Here is a 15,873-nt window from a genome sequence, read left to right as displayed (position 1 = left end):
AGAAAGGCACAAAAAATGTCCGGTGGTGAGTTCACGCATTTTGACAAGGACGGCAAGGCCGTAATGGTCGATGTTTCCGACAAGCAGGAAACATCCAGAAGCGCCACGGCCAGTGGACGGGTCCTTGTGCAACCGGAAACAATGGCGTTGATCCAGCAAGGCGGCCTAAAAAAAGGCGATGTGCTTTCTGTTGCCCGCCTGGCCGGGATCATGGGAGCCAAACGAACACCGGATCTGATCCCGCTTTGCCATCCTCTGATGCTCTCCTCGGTGAAAGTTGACTTTGAACTTCTGCCCGACCAGAACACGATAAAGGTCATGGCCACTTGCAAGTTAACAGGACAAACCGGCGTCGAGATGGAAGCCCTGACTGCAGTGTCTGTTGCTGCTCTGACCATTTACGACATGTGCAAGGCTGTTGATAAGGGTATCCAGATCACCGACATTAAACTGGAGAAAAAAACAGGCGGAAAATCAGGCGCATACGAGGCGTAATGATGTTATCAGTTGAAGAGGCTCTCAGCCGTATACTCAAGGCCTTCGACACACTGGCTCCAGAAACTGTCTCACTCAACGATGGCTTGGGTAGAGTTCTGGCAAGTGATCTCAAAGCCAGATTAACCCAGCCGCCTGCTGATGTCTCCGCCATGGATGGTTACGCAGTTCGCGCCTCGGACCTTCAGAAACTTCCGGCTGAACTGCAGGTCGTCGGCGAAGCCCCGGCTGGCGGATGCTATCCCAAAGAGCTGCTTGCGGGACAGGCCGTAAGGATTTTCACCGGCGGTCCCGTCCCTGCTGGTGCTGATACCATTATCATTCAGGAAAATACTCAGCAGGCAGATAAACTTGTCCTGATCAAAGAAGGAGAAAAGCCCGGTCGCTATATACGCCCTGCCGGGCTTGACTTCAAAGAAGGAGAAACCGGGCTTGAGAAAGGCACTTTGCTCACGGCCCGCGATTTGGCCCTTGCTGCAGCGATGAACCATCCCTGGCTTGAAGTTTACCGCAAACCTCGGGTGGCTATCCTGGCAACGGGAGACGAAGTGGTCTTGCCCGGACAGAATGTCGGCCCCAATCAGATTATCAGCTCAAACACCACAGCCCTGATGGCTTTTGTTCGGGAATGCGGTGGCGAACCCATTTCTCTTGGCATTGCTCCGGATGACCGCGACGCTCTGGCCAGACTGGCGCGTGGTGCCGAAGGCGCAGATCTGCTTTTGACAACAGGCGGTGCCTCGGTCGGAGATCACGACCTGATCCGTTCTGTACTCGGCGAGCAGGGGCTGGAACTAGACTTCTGGCGCATTGCCATGCGTCCCGGCAAACCGCTGATTTTTGGCAAACTGGGAAAAACCCCCATGATCGGCCTCCCGGGAAATCCCGTTTCAACACTTGTCTGTGCCTACATCTTTGCCCGCCCGGCCCTGAAGAAAATGACGGGACTGGATCCTTACCAGCAGCAAACAGAAAAAGCCGTTCTCGAAACATCCCTTGAGGCCAATGACAAGCGGCAGGATTACCTTCGGGCAAGTCTGACCAGAAACAAGGATGGACAATTATCTGTCACGCCTTTTCAACGGCAGGACAGCTCGATGCTTAATCTGTTGAGGCAGGCAAACTGCCTTGTCATACGCCCGCCCTTTGCGCCAGCGGCAGAAAAAGCTGAAGAAGTCGACATTATCAGGCTCTAGTTCCCGGTTTTCTATACTTTCAGCTTGACCACAAATGAGAACTAAAGTAGAACAAAGCTATGTGTTTTTGTTTTGTTCTGCTTCGAAAAGCAGACACTCCCGGGGGAATAGTGATGTTGACCAAAAAGCAACGAGAACTGCTGATCTATATTCGGGATCATCTGTCAAAAACTGGCGTTTCTCCTTCTTTTGACGAGATGAAAGACGCACTCTCTCTCAAATCGAAATCAGGCATTCATCGCCTGGTAACAGCCTTGGAAGAACGCGGTTTCATTCGGCGTCTTGCCCACCGTGCCCGTGCAGTTGAAATTCTGAAATTGCCTGAGGATCTTTCCAACACCTCTGCACCCTCTCTGCCCCGGACGGCTTCCAGAAACCCGCTTCTCGGGAATACTGTCGAAGCTGCCAATCAATCTTCTCTGGATGATGACACCCTGCAAATCCCACTCTATGGCAAGATTGCCGCGGGAACGCCTATTGAAGCTTTAAGTGATCTTTCTTCCTATCTTGATGTTCCCTTTGGGTTGATTGGGACTGGCGATCACTATGCGCTGACAGTAGAAGGGGATTCCATGATTGAAGCCGGTATACTTGATGGAGATACCGTCCTGATTCAGCGCTGTGATGTGATCGAGAATGGTCAGATCGGCGTTGCATTTGTCGATAATGCAGAAGCAACTCTCAAACATGTCCGTCGCAACAAAGGCCGGATAGAACTGATCCCTGCCAATGCTCTTTATGAAAGCAAAAGTTACGAATCTGACCGGGTCCAGGTACAGGGAAAGCTTGTTGGTCTTCTAAGAAAATATCACTAAAAAATAATATATTACATGGTTTTGCGAAGAATATTTAACGTTAAAAATCAAGATGAATCATTCCCCTTCTACATCCAGGGACGAAAAACATCCTGTTTTTTACTGTACCTTACCTGCACATCTTCTCCGGCAAGAAACAGGCTATGAGCCCCTTGTTTTTTTAATTGATCATATCCAATCACGATCCTGTCTTTGCCCCCACACCACTTTGGCACGCGCAGCTGAGTGATGATATAATCCGCATTTGAACAATCCTCTTCAAATGCCTCGCTGGAATGTATCAGGGCAACTTTCTTATTTCCCAGATCCAGCCGACAGGCCCAGGCATCACAGAGAAATGTATCTGGTGACAGTTCTCTCCAGTCCAGCACTCGAACACTGGCTGTTTCTTTCTGCCAGCCACCAGATACGAAACGGGCACGACGAGGATGGTTGAGATAAAGTTTTTCTCCCTGCCTTATCGCGATCAATCCACTTTCCCCGTCAACAAGGATATCCGGCTTTGTTCCTGTAAAAAGAACAAGTCCTATAAAAACAACAATCGACCCTCCGCCCCAATATCTAAATGCCCCCTTGAACAGGCAGAGCCATAATCCCCCAAAAATAAAAAAAGCAAGATACCAGCCCGGAAATGCCGGAACCATCAGCTCTCCATCCGGGATAGAAGCCACCATTTCTCCGACCATAATCAGAAATTCAAACGCCCATCCGAGCGGAACCAGCGCAAGCTGTTCCATTCCCAAAGGCATCAAAAGATAACTTAGCAACACCAGTGGCATAACAATCATTGCCGTCAAGGGTACAGCGATCATATTGGCCACGATCCCCAATAAAGGAACACTGTGAAAATGATAGGCAATAAAAGGGGCCGTCGCGAGGGTTGCCGTCAAAGAACAGAGAACTGTCATTGCCAGATAATCCAAAAGTCGGCCACTGGCATTGTGTCTCCTTGCTCTTTTATTCTCAAAACCATTCCTGTTGCGGTATTCAAATACAGCCACCAAAGCGATAACCGCCGCAAATGAGAGCTGGAAACTGACTGAAACCAATACTTCGGGGGTAATGATCAGCAAAACAAGCGCGGCAACAGAAACCGTGCGCATTGAAATTGCTTGTCTGTCCAGCAGAACTGCCAGCAGGGTAATAGCAACCATCACAAAAGCACGCTGAGCCGATAAAGGGCTTCCCACCAGTTCAAGATATCCATAACAGGCAACCAGCGTCACCAGAGCAGCTATTTTCTTGATTGGATATCTCAGGGCAATAAAAGGCCAGCACGTCAGCAGAAACCTGACAGAGAAAAAAACCAACCCCGCAACCAGCCCCATATGCAGGCCAGAAATTGCCAACAAATGTGCCAAACCAGATTTTCTGATATTCTCCTGATCCTTCTTGGATATGCCTGTTTTTTGCCCCGTCATAAAGGTAATTGCCAGGTCCTCCCCAACCCCCTCAAGTTCTCCTTCTATGCGGCGGGTAACTTGAAGCCTGGCAACATTCCAGAAAGCCCTGTACTGGTGCTCAGCCCGCTCAACCGGTGCAGCGATCACATCTACCCTGCCCCAGATATAGCCAACCGCACCGATCTGTTTAAAGAAGGCGAGCCTGCCAAAGTCAAACCCTTCGGGTGAAGAAGGTCCTGATGGAGGAGCGAGGACTGCAAGGAAGCGGATACGAGAACCAAGCTCAACTTCCTCCTGGATTAAATTCGATCTGACCCTGATAAATGTAGGGATAGGTTGCTTTGCAAAGCCCTTGTTATCCAGACTCGTCAGTAAATACCTCTGGCCCGGTGATGCCGGTTCTATAGCAACCACCTCGCCTTCAAAAAATCGTGGTCCGATTTCATACAGGAGCTTGGGAGCACTCATCACCAAGGTTCTGTAACCTGCCAAGGTAACCCCAGAAATAACGAGACTCGCAATCAGGGCAAGCCCCCAAACAAACGGGCTGTGCCCCCTTCTCCAGAGCAGGATAACAACAGTCCAGACGAACAGGCATACAAAAAACAGTTGATTAAATGCAGGCTCAAAAGACAGTAGAAAATAGAGCGCGATTCCGGCTCCAACAGGGACAGGGATCCAGTTTACAAGTCGAAAAGTTCCCTGATAATACAGATGCTTATTAAATACATTTGATGTATTGGGAAACATAAACATACAGAATAACCAGTCCGAAATTATGTTTTATGAAACGCTGGATTAGTCAGCATTCTTGCTTCTCTTGCCTGATTTTTTCTCAGCCCTGATCTTTGACAATACCATGCAAGTATCTGTGACAATATGGAGAATCCCAACAATAGAAAAAAGGAGTTGAAGGCTTTCTTGATCAGCAAGGAAATGGCCTAACTTGAAAAAAAATCCTGGTGTTTTTTTCAGTGTTGAACAACCTGACTACTCTTTCTTACGGATGCAGGAACTATATACTTTCAGGGATAGAATCATTTACTCAAAAAAGATATATCCTCTGTTACCAGAAAAGAGAGACCGTACCAAAGCTTCACACCTTTCTCTCTTTCTTAAACGGCACCCTGGATCAGATCCGAATTTTACCTTCTTCAACAGACAGCAAATAGCTGATAAAAAATAGTAAATTCCGATATTTTTGCCATATCAGATCACATGGAATGCAACAGCATTTGCGACAAGCAAGACAGTATGCTAAACATTTCGCGAAACAACTGTCTCAATTGTTTGCTGAACGGATAAAAAATATCCTGTCTCAAAGCGAACAGTCCCCCGTGAGACAAACACCCTAAATACTTATAGTTATCGGAATATTTGTAATGAGCCAGTCCACGAAACAGGTCGTGACCCGTTTTGCACCTTCACCCACCGGATTTCTACATATTGGTGGAGCTCGCACAGCCTTATTTAACTGGCTGTTTGCGAAACATCATGGTGGACAATACCTTCTGAGAATTGAAGATACAGATCGCAAGCGCTCGACCCCTGAGGCGATCGAAGCAATCATTGATGGTCTCAACTGGCTTGGACTGGATCACGACGGCGAGATCACCTACCAGTTTGCCCGGGCCGAACGCCACCGTGAAGTCGCTCATGAACTGCTCGCTTCAGGTAAAGCCTACAAATGTTACTGCAGCCCGGAAGAGCTGGAAGAAATGCGCGCCCTTGCCCGTGCAGAAAGCCGCCCGATCAAATACGATGGCCGCTGGCGTGACCGTCCTGCCTCTGAAGCTCCTGCCGGGGTTGACCCGGTGATTCGTCTACGTATGCCCCAGGAAGGTGAGACCCTCATCCACGATCTGGTGCAGGGTGATGTAACCGTCGCAAACAGCCAGCTTGATGACATGGTGCTCCTGCGTGCCGACGGAACCCCGACTTACATGCTTTCTGTCGTGGTTGATGATCACGATATGGGCATTACCCATGTGATCAGGGGGGATGATCACCTGACAAACGCCTTCAGACAGAACCAGCTTTTCCTCGCAATGGGCTGGGATGTTCCAGAGTTCGGGCATATTCCTCTCATCCACGGCTCAGATGGTGCTAAACTTTCAAAAAGACATGGCGCTCTGGGTGTTGAGGCCTATCGGGACGAAATGGGCTATCTGCCAGAAGCTCTCAGAAATTATCTGTTGCGCCTTGGCTGGGGTCACGGTGATGAGGAAATCATTTCTACCGAACAGGCAATCGAGTGGTTCGACATTGATGCTGTAGGCAAGTCCCCTTCCCGATTTGATTTTGCCAAGCTGGAGAATCTGAACGGGCATTATATCAGACATGCTGACAACAAGTATCTGACAGACATTATTGCTCCACATATCAGTGCAAAAGAAGAAATCACACTTGATGCGAGTGGACTGGCAAGACTGACAGCAGGGATGAACGGTCTCAAAGAGCGCGCTAAAACTGTACATGAACTGGCTGACAGTGCAGCTTTTTATGTTCGCTCTCGTCCACTGATTCTTAATGAAAAAGCTGATAAGCTTTTGTCAGAAGATGCCAGGACATATCTTGAAAGGCTATTGCCTCTACTGGATAACCTCGAGTCCTGGACGGAAGAAAACATAGAAACCACCGTTAAAGATTTTGCCCAGTCACAGGAACTTAAACTCGGTAACATTGCCCAGCCCCTTCGCGCTGCACTAAGTGGCTCCAATGTGTCACCGGGAATTTTTGAAGTAATGGTAATCCTTGGAAAAGAAGAAACACTGGGAAGAATTTCAGACCAGGTTTCATAAAAAAAATAACAAAAATATTGCAGCGCACAAATTGATATTGACCAACAAACGTAATATGCTGGTCCCCAGATAAACGACTAAAAAAAAATAACAAAGAGCAGAGGTTCCAGAACATGACAGCTACCAACAATAAAAACAGCGTTACCGTGACCGATAACCGAACGGGACACAGTTGGGATATGCCAATCCTTCAAGGAACCTGTGGCCCGAATGTTATTGATATCCGAAAACTCTACAGCGAGTCCGGCTGCTTCACCTATGATCCCGGCTTCACTTCTACGGGAAGTTGCGATTCCTCCATAACCTATATTGATGGAGACGAAGGCATCCTTCGCCACCGGGGCTACTCAATCGAGGACCTGGCGGCAAAGAGTGACTTCATGGAAGTCTGTTACCTCTTGTTGAACGGCGAGCTGCCCAACCAGGCAGAAAAATCGGAATTCAAAAACCAGATCACCTATCACACCATGCTGCATGAACAGATGCAGTATTTCTATCGTGGCTTCCGTCGTGACTCCCATCCTATGGCCGTCATGGTTGGTGTCGTCGGTGCCCTGTCAGCGTTTTATCATGACTCTACCGATATCCGGGATCCGCATCAGCGCCTGATTGCCTCGCACCGTCTTATTGCAAAAATGCCTACAATTGCTGCTTATGCCTATAAGTACTCAATTGGCCAGCCTTTTGTATATCCACAGAACAACCTCAGCTACGCGGCAAACTTCCTGCACATGACTTTCTCTGTTCCCTGTGAAGAGTATGTTGCAAGTCCCGCACTTGTCCGGGCGATGGACCGGATTTTCATTCTTCATGCCGATCATGAACAGAATGCCTCGACATCCACTGTCAGAATTGCCGGTTCAAGTGGAGCCAACCCCTTTGCCTGTATTGCAGCAGGGATCGCATCCCTCTGGGGACCGGCACATGGTGGCGCCAACGAAGCTGTTCTCCGTATGCTCCAGCAAATTGGACACAAGGACAACATTCCAGCCTTCATCGAACGGGCAAAAGACAAGAATGACCCCTTCCGTCTTATGGGCTTTGGTCATCGCGTATACAAGAACTATGACCCACGGGCTTCCGTTATGCGGGAATCCTGTCATGAGGTTCTAACAGAACTTGGCATCAATGATCCGCTTCTTGAACTGGCGATGGAGCTGGAACGCGTTGCTCTGGAAGATCCTTATTTCACTGAAAAGAAACTTTTCCCGAACGTGGACTTCTATTCCGGTATCATCCTCCGCGCCATGAACTTCCCGACCTCCATGTTTACTGTTCTCTTTGCCCTGGCAAGAACTGTTGGCTGGGTTGCTCAGTGGAAAGAAATGATTGAAGATCCAAATCACAAGATCAGCCGTCCGCGCCAGCTGTATCTTGGTGCAGATGCCCGCGAGTTTGTACCAATGGACAAACGCTAAGATCCTATAACCAACAAAAAAAGCGCTGTGGAAACACAGCGCTTTTTTTGTATCTGTTCCTGAGAATTCTGCTTGGAAATACCCAAACAGTACTCTGATCAGGAACGCTCGATCAGCTCAATTTTATAGCCATCCGGATCTTCGATGAAAGCAATAACTGTCGTTCCATGCTTCATCGGCCCCGGGGCACGGCTGATAACCACACCCTCTTTTTCCAGCTCGGCACAAGTTGTGTAAATATCCGGGATGCCGAGGGCCAGATGACCGAAGCCAGTCCCCAGATCATAGTCCTTGTCCTGCCCCCAGTTGTGAGTCAACTCCAGTACCGTGTTGTTGTCTTCATCACCATAACCCAGAAAAGCCAGAGTAAATTCACCACTGGGATAATCAGATTTTCTCAACAGTTTCATTCCCAGATGACGACTGTAAAAATCAATAGATTTCTCCAGATCCCGTACCCTGAGCATCGTATGTAAAAATCTGAACGACTTATTGTCAGACATATCAGTCCCTCCAAAATAATAAACTCAAAAAAAATTCAATGAAGAACTTTAGCGATTAGAAATAGTGGCCAGAATGGTTTCTGCTGCTTTGTCACTCGGCAGGTCATCACCTGATTTCAATAACCCTACCGCCACCTTATATCCGTCTATCTGGCGTTTCCTGGCTTCAGGATCAAGCAGAAGTTTCCGCAGATCTTCCGCAAGGATCTCAGCTTTACAGTTTTTCTGTATTCTCTCTGGCTGGATTTCCTTGTTCACAAGAATGTTGGGAAGACTGACAAACTTTATGGAAATAAGAAACCGGGCAAGAAAAGCCGTCAAAGGTGCAACTTTGTATGCGATTACGGCAGGCACGCCATCAACAGCAAGTTCCAGCGCAACAGTGCCCGAAGCAGCAAGGGCAGAATCAGCACAACAGAATGCCTTGTGTTTACCTTCCACGCCCTCGATCACGCGAACAGGAACCGGCCAATCCTCTGCAAGTTCACTGACAGCTTCCCGGACATTGGAGACTGTTGGAATAATGCATTGCAAATCAGGAATGGATTGTGCCAACCGGGTGACAGTTTCTTTAAAGATCGGGCCAAGCCGTGCTACCTCTCCTCGACGGCTCCCCGGAAGAATGGCAAGTATCGGTCGATCCTGTGCTAAACCAAGCTCCTGGCACAGAAAGTCCCGAGAATTATTATCAACCATGCCAACGGCTTCGATAACCGGGTGCCCGACAAATGTCGCAGCCAGGCCATGTTTCTCAAAATATGGCGGCTCAAAAGGCAAAAGTGTCAGAAGATGATCCAGATAAGCAGAAATCTTTTGTGCCCGTTTCTTTTTCCAGGCCCAAACCGATGGCGCAACATAGTGTATTAAGGGAATACCTTTTCCCTTAAGAGCCTTGCTGACTCTCGAACAAAACCCCGGCGCATCGATTGTTACAAGAGCTGCAGGAGTTTTCACTTCAACATCGGCAACCGTTTCCCTGATCCGACGCAAGATAACCGGAATATGGGGCAGGATTTCAGCCAATCCCATAACGGCAATTTCATTAATCGGGAAAAGACTGACCAGCCCCTCGGCTTGCATTCTCTCACCACCAACTCCTGCAAACCGGACACGCCCATTCGTGGCCCGCTTAAGAGCTGCCATTAACCGCGCACCCAGCTGATCCCCGGACGGCTCACCCGCGATTAGATAGATCAGGGGAATATCTTTGGTCTGGTCATTCATAATCTGAAGGAGAGATCCCAAGGACAAAAAGGCCAAGCTGATCTGCTTCGCGGCACAGAGCCTCCCGATCAACCACCAAAGCACCACCCGCTTCTATAGCAACGCCTCGCAACCCGGATTCTGCCGCCCGACGCAAAGTCTCGATACCAATTGTTGGTAGATCAGCCCGTCGTTCCTGCTCAGGTTTCTTAAGTTTGACAAGAACGCCTCCTGCTCCCTCACGTCTGAGTAGACCGCAGCGGGTTAACAGGGCATCTGTGCCTTCAATAGCTTCAACCCCCAAAACCAGGCCTTGCTGAACCACCACGGACTGTCCTACATCGGCCTTGCCCATGGCCTTGGCGACTTCGACACCACGCCTGATATCACTATATGCCTGGACGTCAGGAACAGAACTGCCATAGATCCCTTCGGGAGCGATGAGATCCTGTAACAGATCATCAACCCCCCTAAAGAGAAAACCTTCCTCTTCAAGCGCCGTAATGACCGAACGCAGCAGACTATCATCGCCAAGGCTTTTGGCACCAATCTTGGCAAAAAACTGAACGGCTCTCCAATCAGGGCGTAACTCGGCCATAGACGGCCGTTTAATCGGGCCAACCATCACCAATTCACGAACCTGCTCTGCCTGAAGCCGTTTGATTATTTGCCCTGCTGCCCCAAGACGGGTCCAGAGGTGATCCACTCCAACAGTTGTCTCAGGGTCTGTTTGGCCCATGAAAGCAACCAGAAAAACTTCACGCCCCGTTTCATGACAAAGCTTGATCAAACGTCGGGGGAGCGCGCCTCCTCCTGCCAATATGCCAAGTTTTGCGGCCATGATTATTTGGGTTGGCAGATAGCTCTGGAAGAGTCTTCAGTAATAAAGGCAATCACTTCCATGGCTGTTTTATTATCGGAAAAACTTGACTGGGTCCGGGCCAGACGTTCTGCAAACGTGCCTTCATCGGCAAAAAGCATCCGGAATGCAGCCTGTAGCCCGGAAATATCCTCTCGTGCAAATCCATGCCGTTTCAGGCCCACCAGGTTCAGGCCGCTCAGCCTTGCCCGGTCCCCCATAACCAAACCAAAGGGAATAACATCATTTTCAACACCGGACATTCCGCCGATCATGGCATTCCGGCCAATACGAACAAACTGGTGCACGGCGGAAAGCCCACCGATAATAGCAAAGTCGTCAACCTCGACGTGTCCGCCGAGTGTAGCGTTGTTCACCAGAATCACATTGTTGCCAATGACGCAGTCATGCGCGACATGCGCCGACATCATCAAAAGACAATTATCTCCGATGCGCGTAATCAATCCCCCACCAGACGTTCCGGGGTTGATTGTGACATGTTCTCGAATTTTATTGTTTTTGCCGATGATCAGCTCTGACTTTTCACCATCAAACTTCAAGTCCTGTGGCTGGTGGCCAATGGAAGCAAAAGGAAAGACCACCGTCCCCTCTCCAATTGATGTCCGGCCTGCAATGACAACGTGGCTGTGCAAAACCACATTGGCACCAAGCACAACATTGGCACCGACGATGGAATATGGTCCAATTTGCGCCGTTTCGTGAACCTCTGCACCATCTTCGATAATCGCTGTAGGGTGAATGTTCACTGTCAATCGTCCATTATCATTGCGGCAAACTTTGCTTCGGCGACCAACTTGCCGTCGACCAGTGCTTTGCCTTCAAATTTCCAGACATTGCCCCTGCTCCGGGTTTTGGTCACGTGTATCCGGATCTGGTCCCCGGGGCCAACTGGTTTACGGAACCGGGCTTCATCTACTGTCATGAAGTATACAAGCTTGCCAGCAGCTGCGCCATCAAGTGTTTCAACAACAAGGACCGCAGCAGTCTGAGCCATGGCCTCAACAATCAGAACCCCCGGCATAATCGGCTGGCGCGGAAAGTGACCTTCAAAAAAAGGTTCGTTAATTGTAACATTCTTAAGGCCAACAGCACTCTGGTCTTTTAGAATATTGTCAACGCGATCAATGAGCAGGAACGGGTACCTATGCGGGATCATTTCCTTGATCTCCAGAATACCGACAGAGCGCCCCTCTTCCGCTGTTACGGCTTCTTCACTCATTCTCGTTACCTTTCTTTGTCTTCAACTGCTTTTGCCATAGCGTGCAAAGGCGAAAAAAATCTTTAATCGGCATGGCGGGCGTGCCTGCAACCGCCTGGCCTGGCTCAACATTTCTCATTACACCTGATTGCCCTGCGACCTGAACACCCGTCCCGAGACGAATGTGACCATTGACCCCACACTGGGCACCAAGAACAACGTAATCTTCAAGAACAGAGCTTCCGGCAATCCCGGCTTGACCAACAATCACACATTGTTTGCCAATCTGGGCGTTATGACCGATCTGTACCAGGTTATCAATTTTGCTACCGTCACCAATAATGGTGTCAGGTCCAGCCCCCCGGTCAACAGTCGAATTTGCACCTATCTCAACACCATTACCGATAAGCACCCGCCCCAGCTGAGGAACATCAATATACCCCTCCGCCTCCATGGCAAACCCAAATCCACGATTTCCAATACGGACCCCGGCATGGATTTGGCAATCGTTACCGATAAAACAAAACTCAAACGAAGCATTCGATCCAACTGTGGTGCCTGATCCGATTGTCACACCATCACCAATGACCGTGTTCGCACCAATATGACACCCTGCACCAATTTCAGCATTTCTGCCGACAACAACGCCTGCTCCAATATGGCAGTCATCAGCAATTTTAGCGCTTGGATCAATAATAGCAGATGCGTGAATGGAAGCCCCTCCCACAACAGCAGGATAAATTTTCTGTGCGATCAGAGCATAAGCCTTATAGGGCTTGGAGGTCAGGATCAGTGCAGTATTTTGCGGTGCGATGTCGGCAAATTTGGGGTCGACAATACAGGCTGCTGCCTTGGTTTTTCGAAAAGCATCAAGATATTTTTTATTATCAAGGAAACTGATATGCCCCTCACTGGCTGTCTCAAGTGGTGACACGTCATCGATGAGCAACGATCCGTCAGAATATGACGCGAGCTCTCCATCAACAAGACTGGCAAGCTCTGCCAAAGTGAAAGGGCCAGCCTTTTGAAAAAACCGAGAGTCAGCCATGGCACATTACTTTTCTATATATTATTGAATAGACACAGCAGGTAGTGCCGCATTGAGTTTTTGAACGACCTCGTCCGTGATATCCAGACTATTCGCTGAATAGACAATCGTATTCTTGGCAAGAATAACATCATAACTCTTTGCCTCAACAATACTTTTGATAATTATGTCAAGCTGGTCCTTCACCTGACCCAAACCTGTATTATGTATCTGATTAAGGCTATTTTTTCGATCTTTTGCCTCGCTGCGAATGATCGCCGCCTGTTTATCTAGATCGGCTTTTTTCTGGGCAAAAACTTCAGATGAAAGAATGGTTTTCTGTTTAAACAGCTCCTGGTTTTGAGCAATAAGCTGTTGTTCTTTTTGGCTGAATTCCTGCTGAAACTGTGTCCGCATGGACAAAACCCTCTGGTTGACCTGCGCCATTGCCTGAGAAGAATCCAGAACCTTTTTCGTATCGATAACCGCAATTTTAAGCTGTGTTGTTTGCGCCCATCCCTGGGTCGAGAGTGAGAGGGCGCAAGCAACAACAGCAACAAAGACAATCCACCGAAATTTGAAGTATATGCCGTTATTCATAATTTAGAATTGTGTTCCAAAGCTAAAGCTAAAGATTTCAGTTTCATCAAAATCTTCTTTAAGAGTGGCAAAACCAAGATCCGTTGCCAGGGGACCAAAAGGCGAGGACCAGGTCAGACCAGCACCAATGGAAACCCGAGGCGTTGATTCATCATCAACACCAGAATCATTGCCATCAATATTCCAGGTCGCCCCGAAGTCCGTAAAGACACGTCCTTTAACAGCAAACTCTTTGGGCAGGCCCAATGGGAAGCTCAACTCCAGGCCGCCAGAATAGAAGTGTTTACCCCCAAGTGCGTCATCACTTTTCCGATCTCTTGGGCCGACACCACCAGTTTTAAATCCACGCAACTTATCCCCACCAAGGAAGAAACGGTCAACAATACGTGTATCCTCACCTAGCCCGATAATATTACCGACTTCGGCACGGGAACGGAGTGTCCAGTTCTCTTCGAAGGTATAATAGTGGGTTCCCCCGACCGAAACCTTGAGGTGCTTGACGTCTCCACCAAGACCCGCGACTTCGTTTTCAAGTTTCAGAATATAACCTTCTGTCGGCAAGGTGCGTGAATCGAGTTTATCGTATGTAAGTGTCGAGGAAATCGAAGACTTGATCGTTTCACCTTCCTGTTCCTTGACCAAAGCGGCAGCGTCTGAGTCGACATTCTCGATCTCGATGTACTCAAATCTGTAACGTAAAACCTGCCGCAGTTCCTCGGACAGATCAAACCCGACACGGAGGGCTCCCCCGGTTTTCTTTTCCTCAAAAGACAAACTGTCTTCGTCTCTTGTTGTTCTGAAAATATCAAAACCTGCCGCAATTTCCTTATCCAGGAAGTAAGGTTCTGTGAAGCTGACATCCGCTTCGGAACCGGATCCCGCCAAAGCAATGTTGAAGCGCAAGTCCTGACCGCGTCCCAGAAGGTTACGTTCACGAATACCGATACTGCCAAGGGGCCCTGAAGATGAAGAGAACCCCGCACCAAAAGTCAGTTCCCCGGTAGACTGTTCTTCGACGTCCACCTTGATGACCGTACGGTCAGGTGTGCTCCCTGGTTCGTTATCAACATTAACCGACTTGAAAAAACCAAGCCGTTGAATACGGCTTCTTGAACGACGCAATTTGGAACTGTTAAAAGCATCGCCTTCTACCAGACGGAATTCACGACGAATTACCTTGTCGATCGTACGGGAATTACCTTCGATATCAATTCTTTCAACGTAAACCTTGGGACCTTCAGAGATATTATAGACGAGATGGATAATCTTGTTTTCGCTATCCTTGTCAGGAGACGGCTTTATATCAACAAACGCATATCCAAGATTCCCAACGGCGTCAGTCAAATTATCAACTGTCTTGTCCACCAGACTGGCATCATACCATTCATTTTCTTCGGTAAGTATCTGGTCTTGAACCGTTGCCGGGTCAAAATCTTTCAGGGCACTTTCAACGTCAATCGTGCCGAATTTGTATCTTGCCCCCTCTGAAACTGTGAAGGTAACAACAAAAGCTTCCCGGTTTGGCGTCAGTTCTGCAATTACAGACTGTACTTCAAAATCAGCATACCCTTCTTTAAGATAGAACCGGCGAAGGAGCTCACGATCAAAAGTCAAACGATCGGGATCATAGGTGTCACTATCTGTCAGGAAGTTCCAGAACACGGTTTCTGTAGTAGAAACAACATCCTGAAGCGCCCCATCGGAAAATTCACGGTTACCGATAAAATTCACCGTTGTGACGTAACTCCGGTCGCCTTCACTGATTTCAAAAACCAGATCAACCCTGTTTTGTGGCAACTGGATAACCTTTGGCTCGACAGTCGCGGCAAAACGACCTGACCGACGGTATAGTTCAAGAAGCCGTTGGGCATCTGCCTGTGCTTTGGTTCGGGTAAAGACAACACGCTCACGAAGACTGGATTCAGCCTGCAGAATTTCATCTTTTATCCGCAAGTTTCCTTCAAAAGCGATGCGGTTGATGATCGGGTTTTCGACAATAACCACGATCAGATCGTTGCCCTGACGCTTGAGCGAGACATCCGCAAACAGACCTGTTGCAAAAATGCTTTTCAATGATCTGTTCAATAAAACAGGATCAAAAGTGTCACCAGGATTCACAGACATGTAGGAACGAACGGACTCTGGTTCGATCCTCTGGGTTCCTTCAACAACAATATTGTCAATGGTTCCACCTGACATCAAAGCCTGAGCCAGTACATGTTTTTGAATACTTACCGGCTCAAGAGCCAGAAGCAATCCCCCAACCAACAACGAAAAAAGCGCTTTACGTAACACGTCTACCCCCGGGTAATCCGCATGAGTTTGATCTCGCTA

General features: G+C 48.6%; 14 protein-coding genes. 5 read left to right on the top strand and 9 right to left on the bottom strand.

The genetic code is table 11. From position 1 onward, the window contains the following. Positions 1 to 15: 15 nt before the first annotated feature. The 3 genes from moaC (at position 16) to lexA (ending at position 2,506) form a co-directional block, all read left to right on the top strand. Positions 16 to 495, top strand: coding sequence for a cyclic pyranopterin monophosphate synthase MoaC (gene moaC, locus O4H49_RS14720; protein ID WP_269424192.1), 480 nt, complete (start codon positions 16 to 18; stop codon positions 493 to 495). After that, entirely contained in the window at positions 495 to 1,691 is a 1,197-nt protein-coding gene (gene glp / locus O4H49_RS14715) for a gephyrin-like molybdotransferase Glp (RefSeq protein ID WP_419715230.1), read from the top strand. The genes moaC and glp overlap by 1 nt, the downstream gene beginning before the upstream one ends. Positions 1,692 to 1,804: 113 nt before the next feature. Then, positions 1,805 to 2,506 carry a transcriptional repressor LexA gene (lexA, locus tag O4H49_RS14710; RefSeq protein ID WP_269424191.1) on the top strand — a complete coding sequence of 234 codons (702 nt, stop codon included), beginning with the start codon at positions 1,805 to 1,807 and terminating at the stop codon, positions 2,504 to 2,506. A 68-nt stretch (positions 2,507 to 2,574) separates the two neighbouring features. Here the strand turns inward: lexA and O4H49_RS14705 are convergent, their stop codons facing one another. Then, on the bottom strand, positions 2,575 to 4,659 hold the full coding sequence (locus O4H49_RS14705; RefSeq protein WP_269424294.1) for a ComEC/Rec2 family competence protein: 2,085 nt from the start codon (positions 4,657 to 4,659) through the stop codon (positions 2,575 to 2,577). Between the two features lie 632 nt (positions 4,660 to 5,291). Between O4H49_RS14705 and gltX the strand changes: the two genes are divergently transcribed. Next, complete coding sequence (gltX, locus tag O4H49_RS14700) at positions 5,292 to 6,710, top strand: glutamate--tRNA ligase (RefSeq protein WP_269424190.1); 1,419 nt, start codon at positions 5,292 to 5,294, stop codon at positions 6,708 to 6,710. Between the two features lie 113 nt (positions 6,711 to 6,823). Beyond that, positions 6,824 to 8,128, top strand: coding sequence for a citrate synthase (locus tag O4H49_RS14695; protein ID WP_269424189.1), 1,305 nt, complete (start codon positions 6,824 to 6,826; stop codon positions 8,126 to 8,128). 98 nt (positions 8,129 to 8,226) lie between these two features. Here O4H49_RS14695 and gloA read toward each other — a convergent pair whose 3' ends face one another. The 8 genes from gloA to bamA are packed head-to-tail and all read right to left on the bottom strand — an operon-like array spanning position 8,227 to position 15,834. Then, entirely contained in the window at positions 8,227 to 8,631 is a 405-nt protein-coding gene (gene gloA / locus O4H49_RS14690) for a lactoylglutathione lyase (RefSeq protein WP_269424188.1), read from the bottom strand. A gap of 48 nt (positions 8,632 to 8,679) precedes the next feature. Further along, positions 8,680 to 9,855: a lipid-A-disaccharide synthase gene (gene lpxB, locus O4H49_RS14685; protein ID WP_269424187.1), complete on the bottom strand. Its 1,176-nt coding sequence runs from the start codon at positions 9,853 to 9,855 to the stop codon at positions 8,680 to 8,682. Then, positions 9,848 to 10,675, bottom strand: coding sequence for an LpxI family protein (locus tag O4H49_RS14680; RefSeq protein ID WP_269424186.1), 828 nt, complete (start codon positions 10,673 to 10,675; stop codon positions 9,848 to 9,850). Before O4H49_RS14680 ends, lpxB begins: the two co-directional genes overlap by 8 nt. Before the next feature lie 2 nt (positions 10,676 to 10,677). Next, positions 10,678 to 11,466 (bottom strand): acyl-ACP--UDP-N-acetylglucosamine O-acyltransferase, encoded by a 789-nt coding sequence (lpxA, locus tag O4H49_RS14675; RefSeq protein ID WP_269424185.1) that lies wholly within the window; start codon positions 11,464 to 11,466, stop codon positions 10,678 to 10,680. Beyond that, positions 11,463 to 11,933, bottom strand: coding sequence for a 3-hydroxyacyl-ACP dehydratase FabZ (fabZ, locus tag O4H49_RS14670; RefSeq protein WP_020593691.1), 471 nt, complete (start codon positions 11,931 to 11,933; stop codon positions 11,463 to 11,465). The genes lpxA and fabZ overlap by 4 nt, the downstream gene beginning before the upstream one ends. Continuing rightward, positions 11,926 to 12,960 (bottom strand): UDP-3-O-(3-hydroxymyristoyl)glucosamine N-acyltransferase, encoded by a 1,035-nt coding sequence (lpxD, locus tag O4H49_RS14665; RefSeq protein WP_269424184.1) that lies wholly within the window; start codon positions 12,958 to 12,960, stop codon positions 11,926 to 11,928. Before lpxD ends, fabZ begins: the two co-directional genes overlap by 8 nt. A 21-nt stretch (positions 12,961 to 12,981) precedes the next feature. After that, positions 12,982 to 13,539, bottom strand: a complete 558-nt coding sequence (locus O4H49_RS14660; protein ID WP_269424183.1) for an OmpH family outer membrane protein — start codon at positions 13,537 to 13,539, stop codon at positions 12,982 to 12,984. A gap of 3 nt (positions 13,540 to 13,542) precedes the next feature. Further along, positions 13,543 to 15,834, bottom strand: a complete 2,292-nt coding sequence (gene bamA, locus O4H49_RS14655; protein WP_269424182.1) for an outer membrane protein assembly factor BamA — start codon at positions 15,832 to 15,834, stop codon at positions 13,543 to 13,545. Positions 15,835 to 15,873: the final 39 nt, after the last annotated feature.

The organism is Kiloniella laminariae (assembly GCF_027214005.1).
Classification (GTDB): domain Bacteria; phylum Pseudomonadota; class Alphaproteobacteria; order Kiloniellales; family Kiloniellaceae; genus Kiloniella; species Kiloniella laminariae_A.
The sequence above is the reverse complement of the archived record's forward strand: the minus strand, read 5'-3'. Positions and strand labels throughout refer to the sequence as shown.